This is a genomic window from Nitrosomonas sp., from assembly GCF_040240425.1.
GTDB lineage: Bacteria > Pseudomonadota > Gammaproteobacteria > Burkholderiales > Nitrosomonadaceae > Nitrosomonas.
Genome location: NZ_QPHG01000003.1, coordinates 32,607 through 49,016, shown reverse-complemented (window position 1 = coordinate 49,016; position 16,410 = coordinate 32,607). Strand labels below are relative to the sequence as shown.

General features: G+C 50.9%; 12 protein-coding genes. 5 read left to right on the top strand and 7 right to left on the bottom strand.

Annotated features, from left to right (window positions below; all coding sequences use genetic code 11):
- Window positions 1-39: 39 nt before the first annotated feature.
- Entirely contained in the window at window positions 40-2,289 is a 2,250-nt protein-coding gene (locus tag DU481_RS01570) for a TonB-dependent receptor (RefSeq protein ID WP_350131706.1), read from the bottom strand.
- Window positions 2,290-2,618: 329 nt separating this feature from the next.
- Between DU481_RS01570 and zigA the strand changes: the two genes are divergently transcribed.
- From zigA to DU481_RS01555, 3 genes are all read left to right on the top strand, one after another.
- Window positions 2,619-3,821, top strand: coding sequence for a zinc metallochaperone GTPase ZigA (gene zigA, locus DU481_RS01565; protein WP_350131703.1), 1,203 nt, complete (start codon window positions 2,619-2,621; stop codon window positions 3,819-3,821).
- 123 nt (window positions 3,822-3,944) lie between these two features.
- Window positions 3,945-4,409, top strand: coding sequence for a Fur family transcriptional regulator (locus DU481_RS01560; protein ID WP_350131700.1), 465 nt, complete (start codon window positions 3,945-3,947; stop codon window positions 4,407-4,409).
- 40 nt (window positions 4,410-4,449) lie between these two features.
- Entirely contained in the window at window positions 4,450-5,568 is a 1,119-nt protein-coding gene (locus DU481_RS01555; RefSeq protein ID WP_350131697.1) for a CobW family GTP-binding protein, read from the top strand.
- Here the strand turns inward: DU481_RS01555 and DU481_RS01550 are convergent.
- Window positions 5,565-6,515, bottom strand: a complete 951-nt coding sequence (locus DU481_RS01550; protein ID WP_350131695.1) for a histone deacetylase family protein — start codon at window positions 6,513-6,515, stop codon at window positions 5,565-5,567. The two genes, DU481_RS01555 and DU481_RS01550, sit on opposite strands and share 4 nt — an antisense overlap.
- Window positions 6,516-6,694: 179 nt before the next feature.
- Between DU481_RS01550 and DU481_RS01545 the strand changes: the two genes are divergently transcribed.
- Window positions 6,695-7,741, top strand: coding sequence for a hypothetical protein (locus DU481_RS01545; protein ID WP_350131692.1), 1,047 nt, complete (start codon window positions 6,695-6,697; stop codon window positions 7,739-7,741).
- A gap of 61 nt (window positions 7,742-7,802) precedes the next feature.
- Here the strand turns inward: DU481_RS01545 and DU481_RS01540 are convergent, their stop codons facing one another.
- Genes DU481_RS01540 through DU481_RS01525 form a run of 4 tightly spaced genes read right to left on the bottom strand, consistent with a single transcriptional unit; the run spans window position 7,803 to window position 13,602 of the window.
- The gene (locus tag DU481_RS01540) at window positions 7,803-8,789 is read right to left on the bottom strand and encodes a calcium/sodium antiporter (protein WP_350116611.1); all 987 of its coding nucleotides are present in this window, start codon (window positions 8,787-8,789) and stop codon (window positions 7,803-7,805) included.
- On the bottom strand, window positions 8,786-10,642 hold the full coding sequence (locus DU481_RS01535) for a universal stress protein (RefSeq protein WP_350131689.1): 1,857 nt from the start codon (window positions 10,640-10,642) through the stop codon (window positions 8,786-8,788). The genes DU481_RS01540 and DU481_RS01535 overlap by 4 nt, the downstream gene beginning before the upstream one ends.
- Window positions 10,643-10,684: 42 nt before the next feature.
- On the bottom strand, window positions 10,685-13,417 hold the full coding sequence (locus DU481_RS01530) for a cation-translocating P-type ATPase (protein ID WP_350131686.1): 2,733 nt from the start codon (window positions 13,415-13,417) through the stop codon (window positions 10,685-10,687).
- A gap of 2 nt (window positions 13,418-13,419) precedes the next feature.
- Window positions 13,420-13,602: a hypothetical protein gene (locus tag DU481_RS01525; RefSeq protein ID WP_350131683.1), complete on the bottom strand. Its 183-nt coding sequence runs from the start codon at window positions 13,600-13,602 to the stop codon at window positions 13,420-13,422.
- A 428-nt stretch (window positions 13,603-14,030) separates the two neighbouring features.
- On the opposite strand from DU481_RS01525, the gene DU481_RS01520 reads away from it, so the two are divergent.
- Window positions 14,031-14,819: a YiiX/YebB-like N1pC/P60 family cysteine hydrolase gene (locus DU481_RS01520; RefSeq protein ID WP_121166694.1), complete on the top strand. Its 789-nt coding sequence runs from the start codon at window positions 14,031-14,033 to the stop codon at window positions 14,817-14,819.
- Between the two features lie 182 nt (window positions 14,820-15,001).
- On the opposite strand, the gene DU481_RS01515 is transcribed toward DU481_RS01520, so the two are convergent.
- Window positions 15,002-16,090, bottom strand: a complete 1,089-nt coding sequence (locus DU481_RS01515) for a calcium-binding protein (RefSeq protein WP_350131680.1) — start codon at window positions 16,088-16,090, stop codon at window positions 15,002-15,004.
- Between the last annotated feature and the right edge of the window lie 320 nt (window positions 16,091-16,410).

Here is a 16,410-nt window from a genome sequence, read left to right as displayed (position 1 = left end):
ATAACGATTCCATGTCGAGATTCGGGATAGCAGCCAGTTTTAGAATGTGGCGCGCGCGCCCAAGATGAAACTTCGTCCCGGTTCCGGTGCAAAATTTCGCAAAAAAGAAACCGAATTACGTATTTCCTCGTTCAGCAGATTGTGCCCTTTGGCGAATAGCCACAAATTGCCCCATTTGCTCGTTGTGATTTGATAATCTGCCGTTGCGATCAACAAATGGTAGCTATCAGTGGGTGTTTCGTTTTTTCCCGGATAATGCTGCGCTTCGGCTCGGGTATATCGTACTGCGGTATTCCAGGTGGAGTTGCCGTAGCCCAGTTCAGCGCCGTAACGAAGTGGAGGCATACGCGGCACATCATCGCGGTCGCCAGTGACAAAACGGCCGCGGACATAATCGGAAAATAAAGTGAGCAGCAAATTGCCTTGGGGCATCTGATAAAGTGTTGCGTCAATCCTGGATTCGAAGCCGATGAACTCAGCATGCCGTTGATCATAGGCGAGGATCGATACACATTCCGCATCACTGACACAGCGCTGACGGATCACCTCGTTGTCAATTTCATACACCAAACCGGTATTTCGCAGGTAGATAAAATCGTCAGTGCGGTTGTAGTAACCGTTAGCTCGCGCGCTGATACTTCCGGACTTCCATTCAATTCCTAAATCGGCCATATTTACAGTCTCATTCTTGAGCTGCACATTGCCAATTTCAAAACTACGAGTCGACAAATGCGGGCCGAGTGCCAGTAGTTCCTGGATATCCGGAGGACGCTTGCCGCGATTTAATGTCAGCGTTAATACGGTATCTGTCCGCGGACTCCATTGCAGTGCTGAGGAAGCAGACAGTGACTGGTAGTCAAGTGAGCCGGGTAACGGCACTGGCGGCAGGGCGCTACCGCGTAATCTCAATTCGTTTACACTGGGGTCGATATGCGTGTGTTCAAAGCGGAGTCCGCCGCGCAAGATCCAATTATTCCAGGCGTAATCTTGCGTCGTGTATAAGCCCAAAGACTGTTGCTTGGTACGAGGTGCAAATGTTTCTACACCCAGCGCGGAAAAATTGCGATGTATCCAGTGTGCGCCAAAGGTGCCGGTTAGATTCGGAAACGCATGATGACGTACTTCAACACGCCCTTCACCGGTATCGTTTTTGAACTTTGTGAAAGGGGACCCGCCTTCCATCTCAGTATGCCCGTAGTCGACCAAGCCATAGCGGAAACTAACACTTTCGATGCCGCGTGCTGGCTCGTACCATTCAGACTTAAAGTCATAGCGGGTTTGCCGCATATTAAGGCGAATATTGGGAAACAACGCTTGGGGACCGAAGATATCTTCGAATCCTCTCAAATCATTGAGTTTCGGCAGGATTGTTTCCAATCCATTCAGGTGATTGGGGTCCAGATGATGACTGCCTTTAGGTACTCCATAGCGATTATCCGTGTGGCTGACCGCCATACCCGCCATGATGTTATGGCCAAGCCATGATATGCCGGCAAAACCGCCGATTCCTCTGCTATCGGTATTGGGGATTGTGCCACTAACATTTTGTATCTCTGACAGACCGAATTGTTGTTCTACCAAAGCTGCGTCAATTGCTTTTCCTGGAATTTGAGTATCACCCCGTTTGCGAAAGAATCCCCCTAAATTGAATGCCAGCCGGTCTTTTCCCAGATTCAATTTGAAGGCCGAATTTGTGCCGTCTCCGTTAGTGTCATAGCGGCTTTCAACAGAGCCGCTGATGGGTTTCGTGGTTCGCTTTCCGGGTATGCGATGATCGTTGACGTCCACAATACCGCCGATTGCGTTGCCGCCATAACGAACGATTTCCGGGCCTCGCATGATTCTGATTTCTTCGGCAAATAAGGGATCAATCGCTACGGCATGATCCGGGCTTAAGCTGGTGGCATCATGAGTGCCAATACCGTTTTGTAAAATGCGCACTCGCGATCCGGTTAAGCCACGGATCACCGGAATACCCACTCCTGGGCCAAAAGAGGCATTGCTAACACCGAGTTCCTCGTTTAAGGTCTGACCCAGTGTATTACCTTGCTGCAGGCGTAGAGAACGGCCTTTCAGTGTACTGGTATTGGGCTGAGAGGATTCATCCGGTGTAACACCGATAATATTTATCGGTGTCATTTGAACAGCGGAATTCTGCTCGTTGGCTCCGGGCCTAACTTTGATTGCTGTCGAATCCCCGGCTACTTGTTCCGCTATTACTTCGTCCATTGCACTCATCGTCATTGCCAAAATCATGCTGGCCGCTATTTGCCGCGCGAAAAGGAACATACTGAACTGTCTGTTGGCATTTGAAGCATTTTTACGATTAACCACTCGTTATTAAACCCGCTTAATTTTTGCGAATGCATGCTGGTCACTGTAATTTTTAATGGATTCATCGATTATTAATTTCAGTAATCTATTCAATTTTGTAAAAGCGCACTTCAAACCAAATCTTAAAAAAAGGCCGTTGCAAGTTACTGCTATGGCACCAATTCCTGATTGAGCCGTGCCGGAAATTGACGGATCCTTAATGGCTAGAAAAAGATTATATTGTGTTACCTTTTTGATATGTTATATCATAACAAATATCAATTCTACTAATTTAAATCAAACTGATGCCAACTGATCGATTACCGGTGACTGTGCTTTCCGGGTTTCTGGGTGCGGGTAAAACGACCGTATTGAGTCATATTCTGAATAACAGGCAAAAACTGCGTGTTGCGGTTATTGTGAATGATATGAGTGAAATCAATATTGATGCCTCCATCATCGAGAAAGAAATTTCATTTAACCGCGCAGAAGAAAAACTCATTGAGATGAGCAATGGCTGCATTTGCTGTACGTTGCGCGAAGATTTGCTCATTGAAGTACGGCGGTTAGCCATCGAGAAAAAGTTCGATTATCTGGTCATTGAATCTACAGGTATATCCGAACCGTTACCGATTGCGGAAACATTTACATTCGCTGACGAAAAGGGAATCAGCCTATCCGATATCGCCTGGCTCGATACGATGGTAACGGTTGTGGATGCGGTTAATTTCATGAAGGATTTTGAAGAAGCGAAAATGCTTCAGGAGACAGGGGAAAGCCTGGGAGAAGATGATGAGCGCAGTGTCGCTGATCTCCTGATTGATCAAGTGGAATTCTGTGATGTCATTCTGATCAATAAAATTGATTTGATCAGTCCGGGTGAGTTAATTCAACTCCAGGGTATCTTGCGCAGCTTGAATACTGAAGCTGAAGTTATTGCCATCCAAGATGGCCGAGTTGAATTGCACAAGCTTTTAAATACCGGGAAATTCAGTTTTGAGCATGCCCAACAAGCCCCCGGCTGTTTAAAGGAGATGCGCGGCGAACATATACCTGAAACGGAAGAGTACGGCATCAGCAGTTTTGTTTACACAGCCAGGAAACCATTCGATCCACAACGATTCTACGATTTTATCCATCAACCTTGGTCAGAAGGAAAATTACTCCGGTCGAAGGGATATTTCTGGCTGGCAACCCGGCCTGACTATGCGGGGCAGTGGAATCAAGCCGGTGGCATCGCGCACCATGGTTATGTCGGTATGTTTTGGAAAGCTGTGCCTAGGAATGAATGGCCAGACGATGAAGATTATTTGAAATCGATACTGGAGAAATGGGAAGAGCCGCATGGAGACCGGCGGCAAGAATTGGTTTTTATCGGTCAGAATATTGATCAACAAGGAATATGCCAATGGCTGGATGAATGTTTAGTGACCGATGAAGAATCGCAAGCAGGAGAGAAATATTGGTTAACCTTGGAAGATCCATTTCCTGCGTGGAGTGATCAATAAGAATGGCTTTGATTCTCAACTGAATTTATGGATCTGCACATAGAATTTCTCTAGCGTGATATGCTTTTACCGGTTAATCACTAGCAGTATTTCTGATCATTCCGAATACTGAAATTCTTAAAAATGTCAGTCGATATCGAACAAATCATCAAAAAATCACGGGAAGTTTGTGCGTCGGCAGGAACAAAATTAACCCACAAACGAAAGAATGTGCTCATGGTGTTGTTGGCTTCTGCTACGCCGCTTTCGGCTTATGAAATCGTGGATCGATATAAAACGCAATTCCAGGAATCGTTACCGGTGATGTCCGTTTATCGCATGCTGGATTTCCTGATTCAGGAAAAACTGGTTCATAAACTGGAAACTGCCGGCCAATATATGTCGTGTGCGCACATTGCATGCGATCATCAGCATGAGACACCGCAATTTCTGATCTGTGACCGCTGCGGCAGTGTCAAGGAAGTCGGCATCAAGAAGCGCATCATCGAGGAGCTTGAGCGTAGCATTCAAAGCACCGGTTTTATATTGGCACAAAAACAGCTGGAACTGCATGGAGTTTGTGAGCATTGCCAAAGCAATCCAGCGTGAACGGTGCCTCGTGGCTTGCTACTCAGCTTGTTGAAGGACTGTGGATACTGTAAAAAAATCATCGCCGATTCCGGTTTCGCTGCTGACTGGTTTTTTAGGCAGCGACAAAACTACGGTGTTAAATCATTTGGTTCAGCAGCCACTCTTCAGACGAACCCTGGTTGTGATTAACGAATTTGGTGCAATCAGCCTGGACCATTTACTGGTTGCGCACAGCAATGAAACGTTGGTCATGGAAGTGGGAGATGGTTGTATCTGCTGCGCGATGCGCGGTGATTTGGCCAAGGTGCTTAAAGATATCACCTGGCGTTTTTCCCGCAATGGGGTACGCAACTACGACCGGGTGATCATCGAAGCTACCGGATTGGCTGATCCGACTCCGATTTTACATACCTTAATGACGAATAAAAAAATTACCGCGCATTATCGCTTGGATGCGGTTGTCACTACCATCGATTGTATCCATGCGATGGATACACTGGATCACCATCCCGAAGCCGTAAAGCAAGCTGCGGTAGCAGACCGGATTATTTTGACCAAAAGTGATTTGATCGATGAACAGCAACGCCGTACGTTGCAACAGCGCTTGGCGATTCTGAATCCCGCCGCCATACAATTACTGGCTGTCAACGGTCAGGTGGATGGGCCATCGGTATTCAGTGCTAACTTATTTTCGATAGATCAAAAAACGCCGGATGTTGTCAGGTGGCTGAATGCGGAAGCGTTTGCCGGAAATCCTTCAAGCCGATACAAATCTGTGCGGCATGGTGCGGCGCAAACTTTGTATTCTTCCAATAGATCCATTGTTAAACAACCGGATATTAATCGCCATGATGATCATATTTTGTCTTATTGTTTTACTTTTGACGAACCGATCGATCCCGAATCGTTTGAGGGGTGGCTGGATTTTCTGATGGCGGTCAACGGCGCGGATATTTTGCGCATCAAAGGGATAGTGAATATGAAGAATCGTGCCGGTCCGATAGTTATTCATGGGGTTCAGCATATTTTTCATCCTCCGGTGGAATTGGTCGGATGGCCATCGGATGACCGGCGCACTCGCATTGTATTCATCACCCGGAATGTCCCTCGTTCCGTGATCGAGGATACATTTTCCGCGTTGACCGGATGCGCGGTATTACCTACAAACACCCATTAGCGGTTTGCGCTAACGGAAGGGGTATTTTTTGCTTGTAATGCCTGAATATGCGCGACCGCGCAACGTGCTAATGCCTTTAGATCGTACCCGCCTTCCAACGCCGAAACAATGCGGCCGTGTGTATATTGATCAGCGATGACTTTGATCTGCCGCGTGATCCAGACATAGTCTTCGTCTTCAAGTAGCAGCTGCGCCATATCGTCGTCGCGATGCGCATCGAATCCGGCGGAGACGAAAATCATCTCCGGTTTGAAGCGATCGAGTGCTGGTAACCAGTGATCGGTGACGGCTTGACGGAATGCCGCGCCGTTGCAGCCGCGCGGCAGCGGTACGTTGATCATACGCTCAGTGGCGCTGTTTGCGCCGCTGTAGGGATAAAAGGGGTGCTGAAACGTCGAGCACAGCATGACGTGCGGGTTGTCGCGGAAAATCTCCTCGCTGCCGTTGCCGTGGTGCACGTCAAAATCCAGAATCGCAATGCGCTGCAGATGATGCTGTTCAATGGCATGCGCCACTCCGACCGCGATATTGTTGAACAGGCAGAATCCCATGGCGCGGTCCGATTCCGCATGATGACCGGGCGGACGGACGGCGCAGAATGCATTGTTGACGGTACCGGCCAGAACCAGATCGGTGGCCAGTACAACCGCGCCCGCTGCGTGTAACGCGGCGCTGAGAGAAAAAGGATTCATCGCGGTATCCGCATCCAAGGCAATCAAACCGGTTGCCGGAGCAGCCTGACGGATGCTTTCAATATATTCCTGAGTATGCACGCGCGCCAATTGTTCCGTCGTGGCCAGCGGAGCCTCGTAGCGCTGCAATTGCGCCAGCAACCCGGTGGCTTTCAGCTCATTTTCAATGACGGTTAAGCGCTGCGGGCACTCCGGATGGGCCATGCCCATGTCATGCTTGAGACAATCCGGATGTGTAATATATGCTGTTTGCACGCTATTCCTTGTTACGTTGAAATTCGATGTCGAGCGGAATCCTGGGTTATGCCGGCAGGTACTGAAAGCCAAAGTTTATACAATCGAACGGCTATACCATGATAAATTATCACTATCCTGAATAATAGCTGTTATCTGTTACGTTTAATTGCATTTTTTCGTCATATGGGGAGTCGTTGATGAATGAGTTTATTGCCAAAATATTGAAGTTTGTTTCGTTTGAATCGCTGATGGAAAGAGGCTGGCTGGAAATTGCGCAAATTTTAATGCCGATTTTCCTTTTGGCTCTGGTATTTCTCGGATTGAGTTTCTATATCCAGCACAAACGCTGGAAAACGGCGGCGTCTATTGTGTGCGCTCTTCTGGCACTGGTTTATTTGCCGTACGAGTTTTATCGTCAGTCGATGGTATCCGCGAGAGCGAATGCCAATGTCAGCGAGATTCAGGGCAATTTGCAGAGTTATCTCGATTCGGCCAACTTATCGCACGCCAAGGGGATAGCGGATAAGGAAGCGGCTGCGAGTATTCTGGATGAGATGATTCATGGTCTGAATCAGGAGAAGAAAAAAGAGCTGGTGCTGATTTCCTGGTTGGTTGCGGAAAATGAAAAGTATGCGCTGAATCAGATTGACAGCAAGCAGAAATCGCTCGGCGATGACATAAAATCCAACTTGGCTGCGGCAAAAGTTGAAATTATCGACTCACGTCCGCCGGTCGATAAAATTTCCGACTCTATCGTTAAAAAACTGGATGATGACGTCAAAGTTTTAATTGAAAGAAAAATGCTGGGATTCAAGCAGGAAATCGATAGTTCACTGGATGGCTTTAAGGAAAGCATCAATACCTTCGTGCAGGGAGAGCTCAATAATTACCAAACAAGGTTAGCAGGCATTACGCAGCAGAATGTCGATGAATTAAAAAATTATTCCAGCAGAGCGAATCATGCATTTGCCGAGCAAGTCAATAAAATCAATCAGGTTTCGTTGAAAAAACTGGATGCGACCAAAGAAAGCATAGAGGGTGTTGGTGCTGCTTCAGATACAAATTTGAAGCATATCGCACAGCAGGTCAAGCAGCTGTCGGCTTCGCTCGAGACCGCGCAGAAAAAGAACGATATTTTGTTTGAATATAACGAATGCATGCGAACGAAGGGGGTGTTGGATCTGGGTGGAAAAGGCGAGCAATGCAAATCAAAGTATCAGCAGGATTTATCTGGTTTGAAATAGTCAATTGCTGCCGGTCTGATGGCAGTTATTTGAGATAACCATCAGACCGTGTCGGCCATCGTCATGTGCGCAGCATGACCAGCATGGTCAGATAGAAGATGTACGCAGTTACAAAAACAATCCCTTCATTGCGCGATACCATCCGCTCGCTGCGGAATACCGGCAGGCAAGCAACGGCGACGATTGCCGCTAGCGGCAAATCGATCCATAAAATATCATCCTCAACGCCGATTCCACTAGGGGCGGCTAGCGTAGTCAAACCCAGGATCACCAGAATGTTGTAGATACTACTGCCGATCAAGTTGCCAACCGCCACGTCCCGGTCATTCCGGTAAGTGGCTACGAGTGTCGTTACCAGTTCCGGCGCGGATGTGCCGATGGCAACGATTGTCAATCCGATGAAAGCATCGGAGACGCCGTAAGTCTTGGCAATGTTCACCGCCCCCGCGACCAGCAAATCCGCACCCAATACTGTTAGCGCCATACCTGTGAACAATAGCAATGACTGTAGAGCATATTGCGGATACCGATGTGCTTTGGGAATGGGCTTCTCACCAAATTCCTCCGAAAATTCCTTCTTGGTTGCGGCACTTTCCTTGCGGCTTTCTTTGATCAGCAAGATTGTATAAAACACCGCCGCAAATACCAGCAACATACCTTCGATCCGGGACAGAACGCCGTCAAGCGACAGCATAATCAAAATGAAAGCCGAGCCGATCATCACCGGCACATCGAGTTTGATACTCAGAAGCCGGATTGGCAGCGGGCGGATAACCGCACTCAGGCCCAGTATAAACAAAATGTTGAGGATATTGGTGCCAGCGATATTGCCGACCGCCAGCGAACCTTTATCCTCCGCGACCGCCGTGATGCCGACCGCCAGCTCGGGGGTGCTGGTTCCGATCGAAACGATGGTCAAGCCGATAACGATCGGACTGATACCGAGCATTGCGGCCACCCGGGTAGCGCTGCGCAGCAGCATCTCGGCTCCCAGGACGATGATTGTCAAGCCGCCGAGGAAGATGATGACCGGATGTAATTGGATCATCCGCTTTGCTTATCCGCTGCGGGAACCACGAGTACATCCGAAGAAATCCATTGCAAAACCCGGTTAAGGGAATTTTTGAACAATGTATCGAACAAACCGGTGTTTTCACTGGAACCCATCACGACCAGATCAATCGCGTGCCGGCGGACATACCGGGTGAGTGAAGTTTCCAATGCTTCGTCCACCGGTACGATGTGCCTGATTCGTAACCGGGGGATGCCGCTGCCGGTGACGAACCGCTCACAACGTTCATGAACTGCGGAACTGGCAAGTTTTAACGCTGCGCTTTCCGGCGCGGAACCCATCGCTTTGGGACGCTCATGTGCGTAAAACACATCCACGGCGGATTGCGGGAACCACTGCGCGGCGGCAAGCAATGCGGCACTGGAATTCCGGGATAAGTCGGTGACGGCGACAATATTGCGATATGGCCCATGGACACGATTGCGGACGATCAGCAGCGGCTGCTCCAATGTCTGCGACAATTTCTCGACAGTGGATCCTAGCAGAAAACGCCCGAGCGGTTCGTCCCGCGCTACGCCGGTTATCACTAATCCCGCGCCGGTTTGCCTGGCAACGAGGGTGATCGAATCCGCAGGCGCAGCTGAGCGGACCAACCGGATGTCGGCGCGCGATCCCATGTTCGCCAGATCCTGGTTTAACTGATGACGCGCATCGTGTTGCAAATCAAACGATTGATCGCCTGCGGCCCATGCCAGGATTTGATCCGGCGCGTCGGGAACATCGAAGACATTGAGCGCTGTCAGATGCGACTGCCAAGCCTGCGCCAGCTGGATAGACCGGTCGAGCGCGCGGTCGCAGCGCGGGCTTAGATCGGTTGCCAGCAGCAAATGCGCTGGCGGCGGGAAGGACGGTGAGGGGGGCGCATCTTTTTCCGTGCCCGGTTCGCCGGAAATGCGGCCGCCGGTTTGTATTCCGCCGAGCGTTGCCAATTCCGGAGAACGTGCATCGACGCTTACCAAGAGATCCGTTGGCGCTTCGTCCAACACTCGTTTTGTGACGCTTCCCAGCAATAATTCTTCGGTAACGTGCGTGCCATGCTTGCCCATAACGATCAGATCGCAATCTTGACGTTCGGCTTGATTGAGGATGGCGCGCGTGGCGTCGCCGCACTCCACCTGTGCGTGATACTGAACTTCCGTCAAGCCTGCATTCCGGGCCAGCTCGTGCAGTAAATGCAACGCTTTCCTGCAGGCTTCGTGCCGGTAGCGTTTAATGTCATCTTGGGTGACGCCGGCGTAATTCAACAACCCTTCGAACGGCACGTCGAAGGCATGGAACAGCACGATACCGGCATCAGGAGCGATCTCACGGGTTATCCGGAGAGCAAGTTCCGAGGCCGGCGAAAAATCGATCGCCAGTAAAGCTTTCTTGTACGAGCCGTGGACGCCGGTTTTCACAATCAATACCGGGCAATGGCATTTGCGCAGCAGATGCGAGGCGGTCGAGCCAATTAGAAGCCGGCGCAATGCGTTATCCCCGCGGGAACCGGCAATGACAAGATCCGCGCTCGTTGAGGCGGCGCAAGCCGGAATCGCCGCAGTGGGCAATCCCTCCTCGACTAGAATTTCAGCAGTTACTCCGCGGTTGCGGGAAGTATCGGAAATGATCGAGTGCAATTCATTACGCTGCTTATCGACCAGTTTGCTCGTGACGGTGGCAGCCTGGTCTCCGATAAGATCCTGCAGCGAACCCAAAGCGTTCAGCCCGAGAGCATGCATGACCGTGCAGCGGGCCGAGGTTATTCGGGAAATATCGAAGCCTCGTTCGATGGCTTGCAAGGATGGGGATGACAAATCCGTTGCAACAAAGACATGGTTAATCAGTTTCATTAATAGCGCTCCTTTGCGTATGGAATATATGCAACCGGCTTTTCACAAACGGTCGATTCTGGCGATACGCAGGAAAGTTTTTTCCGCTTCAACGCACAGGAACAATAGTAAGCCCAAGCTGAGTATAGCCGCCCAGGAATGAATATCGAGCGCGACACTTTTGAAAAGATGATGCATCGGTGCTGTGTAGGTAAAGGCGAGTTGCAGTACGATCAGAATACCAGACACCAGCAGAACCACCGGGTTGCCGCGTAGCGTTTCCAGTCTGAATGCGTGCGCCGTAAAATGACGGACATTGAATAGGTAAAACAGTTCGCACACCACAATCATATTGACTGCGGCGGTGCGTGCCGTCTCGAGGCTGCTGCCGCGTTGCAATTCCCAATTGAAGATAGCGAATGTCGCGGCTACCATCAAAACGATCACAAACAGAATCCGCAACCCGAGCGCTTGTGTGATCAAGGGCTCGCCGGGTGGGCGTGGCGCAAGCGTCATGACACCCCGCTCCGCCGGTTCAAATGCCAAAGCCAATGCCAGCGTGACCGACGTGACCGTGTTTACCCATAGGATCTGACCGGCGGTTACCGGTAGCGGCAAACCAGCAAAGATCGCCAGCAGAATGACACCGGCTTCGCCGCCATTGGTAGGCAACATGTGCATCAGCGATTTCTTGATATTGTCGTAAACCACGCGGCCTTCGCGGATAGCGCTGGCAATCGTGGCGAAGTTGTCATCCGTCAAAACCAGATCGGATGCTTCGCGGGCAGCATCGGTGCCTTTTTGACCCATGGCGACTCCTATGTCAGCCGCCTTCAATGCCGGCGCGTCGTTTACACCGTCTCCGGTCATTGCCACGAGATGGCCTTGCGACTGCAAGGCGGTGATCAGCCGCAGTTTATGCTCCGGTGTGGCGCGGGCAAAGATGTCGGTGGTGAGCGCATGTTCACGTAACGCGCTGTCATCCAGGTTTTCGATCGCATCACCCGTCAGGGTTCGTCCGGAAACCAGGCCGAGCTGGCTGCCGATCGCCGCCGCCGTGATCGCATGATCGCCAGTCACCATCTTGACCCTCACACCCGCCGAGTGGCATTCGGCGACTGCTGCAATCGCTTCTTCCCGGGGCGGATCAATGATGCCCACCAGCCCCAACAACTCAAAGCGAGGCGCGATGTCGCTGACTTCAATGTCTTGCCGGTTCTCTAACCATTGCGCTTGGGCGAGCGCTAACACCCGTTCACCTGCTTGAGCAGCGCGGGTGACGGCGGCTTCCCAGTAATCGCGATCGATAGCAGTGCCGCCGGATTGCGTTTTACAGAGCGAGAAGACGCGTTCCGGCGCGCCTTTCAAAAACAATAGGTGGCGTCCGCCGTGATCGTGATTCAACGTGACCATGTACTGACGCTCGGATTCGAACGGAATCGCGTCGACGCGAGGCCACTGCGGCGCAGCGCCGGACGGTTCCATGCCCGCTTTGTGAGCCAGCGTCATCAAGGCGCCTTCCGTCGGATCGCCGGTCAGCGTCCAGTTGTCGGCGAAATCATGATGAATCCGGGCGTCGTTGCAAAGCAGCGCGCATCGCGCCAAATCCTCGAATCCGGCAATGGCTGCCGGGTCGATACTGACGCCGTTGATGTGAAAACCGCCGTCCGGCGCATATCCGGCGCCTGACACCGTTATCTCGCAACCGGCAAATACCAGCCGGACGGCGGTCATTTCATTCCGGGTCAGCGTACCGGTTTTGTCGGTGCAGATCACCGAAACCGAGCCGAGGGTTTCGACTGCCGGCAGACGTCTGACAATGGTTTTCTTGCGCGCCATGACCCGGGTGCCGATCGCCAGCACGATTGTCACGATGGCCGGCATACCTTCGGGAATCGCGGCGACTGCCAGTCCGACAACTGCGAGAAACAAATCGAACAATGGAAGTTGAGCGATGTAATAACCGTACAATAGCGTTACTGTCGCGACCCCCAAAATGAAAGCAGTGATTTGCCGGGCGAACTGATCCAGCCGTCGTGTCAGCGGTGTCACCAGGCTTTTGACATCGCTGACCATCGCACCGATGCGTCCGATTTCCGTAAGCACGCCGGTAGCGACAACGATGCCTTGCGCTTGGCCATAGCTTACCAGCGTCCCGGAATAGCACATATTGGTCCGGTCCGCCAGATTGGCTTGCTGGGATACGGCGGCCGATTCCTTCTCGACCGGTGCCGATTCGCCCGTGAGAGCGGATTCGATGACTTGCAGATTCCGTGTATGAATCAGGCGCAAGTCAGCGGGAATTTTGTCGCCCGATTCCAGCAACACCAGATCGCCGGGAACCAGTTGTGCCGCATCGATGTGCTGGCGCTCGCCGTCGCGCACGACCGCGGCGCGTGCCGCCAGCATACCGCGGACTGCATCGAGCGCCCGCTCAGCCTTACCTTCCTGGACGAATCCGATGACGGCGTTAATGACGACAACGCCAAGAATGACCAGCGCATCGACCAATCCGCCTAATGCAAGGGTAACCGATCCAGCCAGCAGCAGAACGTAGATCAGCGGATTGTGAAACTGCAAAAGGAATCTAAGCCACGCGGCCCGGCGGACCGGTTCCGGCAGACAGTTCTCGCCGAAATCGCTCAAGCGCTGAGCGGCCTCTTGCGCCGTCAACCCCGATTGCTTGGAAGTTTTCCAGAGGGCGGCGATTTCATCGGGCGGCAATGCATGCCATGCCAATCCGTGGAGGCTTTTGCCGGTTGATTTTTCATCGTGTTTCGCTGCGTCATTTTCCATCGTTATGTTGATTCCTCACCGTTAGTACATGGAACCTCGATCAAGGCGCGGGAAACCCAATCCGTATTGTAATCCTCATCCGGCGTGGAATAGCGCTCGCGCATTGGGCAATCAGCGGAGCGAGCGGCCGTATCGGGTAAGTTTGCGGCAACAACGGTGGCAATCGTGTTCAAATCATGAAACATAAGCGCTTGTGTGATGGAAGTGCCGGCTAAAATAAAACGCTATGGTGCAGGGTTTATGCTTGCGGGTAATTTCCTGCCAAGACGGAAATACGCGAAAATTTTACTGGCAATCACTGGTAGAGTAAACCTTGGTGTGGCAATGATTCATTTAATCAATTAATTCCGAATGATAATCTCTCATCGCTGCAGGGATCGGTGTTGTTCTGACAATAAATGCTCATCAAACGGAATTGTAGCTGACGGACTCAATCAGTTGCTGTTGATGTTGCAAAGCTGATGTGGCGGTTAATCAATGGTTTAACATTATGATATTCAACAAAATCATATTTTTATGCCTGCGTAAGCCAGCCGCCGCTCATGCAAAGCTCTTTAGAGTTGATTTAATTGATGCTATGTTTCGAAAATAAATAACGATGTAAGGAAATCGCATGGGGCAGGTGACTGAAATTGTAGGCCGCGGGCTGGCGCACTTCTTAACCAAGCCGGTTCGGCAGAGTGTTCAGGTGGCGACGATCAGTCAGGAAAAACTGGCAGCCACTTTGCAGCCCGGCGACGTGCTATTGGTGGAGGGGGATACTCGCGTCAGCGTAGCCATCAAATACCTTACGCAATCTACTTGGTCGCATGCCGCGCTGTACATTGGTAACGTGCTGCCGCATAGCGCGCCCTGGCAGTTGCCCCAGGTATTGATAGAAGCTGATTTGAAGGAAGGTGTGCGCGCGATAACACTCGCTCACTATGCGCAAATGCATACCCGGATTTGCCGTCCTGTCGGTTTGAACGATGAGGATCGCAAGCGTGTGGTGGATTTTGTTATTGCGCGCATCGGCCAGCACTATGATCTCAAGCATATTTTCGATCTTTTGCGCTATTTGCTGCCGACAATGCCGGTTCCGACACGGTTCCGCAGACGTATGTTAGCCCTCGGCAGTGGAGATCCGACACGAGCGATCTGTTCGACGCTGATCGCGCAAGCGTTTGAATCGGTGCGCTATCCGATATTGCCGGAGATTCAACGTACCTGGTCGGATGATCCGAGGAATACCGATTGCTACGCGGATATCTACCACATTCGTCATTATAGTTTGTACACCCCGCGCGATTTCGACATTTCGCCCTACTTCGACATTATTAAGCCGGTGATTGAGAATGGTTTTGACTACCGCTCGCTGGCTTGGAGCGACAAAAAGAAACCCGGCTGTGAACCGGCGGAATGACAGTAATTCATCAAGAGTGCGGTATTGATATCATGAAAAAATTGCTTACTATCGGTTTGCTCGGTAGCTTTTTTGTTCCATGTGTGCGGCGGCTGTAGGATTGCAATGCCGAATTACAGGGTAATCCTGCGCGTTACCCCGCTACTTTGAAAAACCAAGACAAAGCTTGATTCGCCGAGCGATTAAGTAAACTCCACCCCGGTTTGCTGCAATCCGATTAAATCGATGTTCGTGGCATTCACCTCGGAATTGGCCGCAATTTCAAGGAGCTGCGCCTGCGATAACGTGCCGCCGCTGCCTGTGAGCAATCCGGTATATAGGTTGTGGTCTTCGGCTGACGGTGCGCTACCGGTAACGTTTTGGTACACCGTATCCACAAACGTGTCATTATCCGGATTACCCAGCACACCGATCACCAGCTGTGAAACTTGCAACATGCTTTGACCGGAATCAAACAAACCAAGCCCTATGCCGACATAGTCCGGGTGCGCCTGAATGGTTGGTGCATCGAATACCGCGCCGATCAGTCTGACCGTGTTGCTGGCAGCTTGGTCATCATTGAGGTCGATCGCAATTTTTTGATCAGCAAATTGAAAACGTTCGATGCCGGTGAGCGTATCGTTACTTTCCGTCCCGGAAACAGTCATTCCCAAACTTGTGCTGAGAACGGTGTAATTCGCACGGTTGCTGCTATAGACCGCAGTGTCGGCCCCCAAACCGCTATTCAGCGTGTCATTGCCTTCCAAGCCATTCAACGTATCGTTTCCACCGGCTGCAAGAATAAAATCATCCCCGGATGTACCCATCAAATTGTCAGAGTCATCAGTGCCGAAGAACACATTGGCAGGTACAGTACCGGTATCGCCGGAAAAATTAGCGGGGGAATTAGTCCCCGTCGAACCATCCCGGTTGAGTGACTTTATGCCATCGACCGGTAATCCAGCATAAGTTATCGTACCGCCAAACATTCCGGGAAAAGAGACGGTGCCGCTGCCGGTAAACAAAAAGCCATTCGGCATGATGTAATCAGGTGTGATTAAACCCAGCGCTGAAAATCCTTGCGTTGCAACCAATACGGACTTGTTCAGGGTTGTCTCGCTGGGAAGGTTCGTTGGGAAAGTATACGTGTGGGTGGCGGCGCCACTGGTCGAGGTGATCGTATGTCCGGCCCACTCGTCCTGATCGTCGGCATCTCCTGTAAATTCGATGAATTGAACGGTTCCGTCAGCATTGGAATACACTTCATTCATGTGAAATATGTGGAATGTCATTTTCTTCTCCCTCGCTTAAGTTGGAATATGGCAGCTAATCCATTGAAACTGCTGACATGATATAGCGATAAGCGGAAATGAAAAACAGTATCTGCAGGATATTGAGTCACTCCAGGGTGAGCGGATGCATCGTGAAATAGCATCAAATAATCCGATTAAAAATACTTTTTCCGGTTGCTGCGTGCAATGGAATTTCGTTTTAATCTTCAATGTGATAATCTTATCGTGCGATATGAAAACCAGCGCACGTTCACCGGCCTCAAATTCCTGAATTCATATATTATGTTTTCATATTCCAGGATAGTGCTTTAGCTTATTAA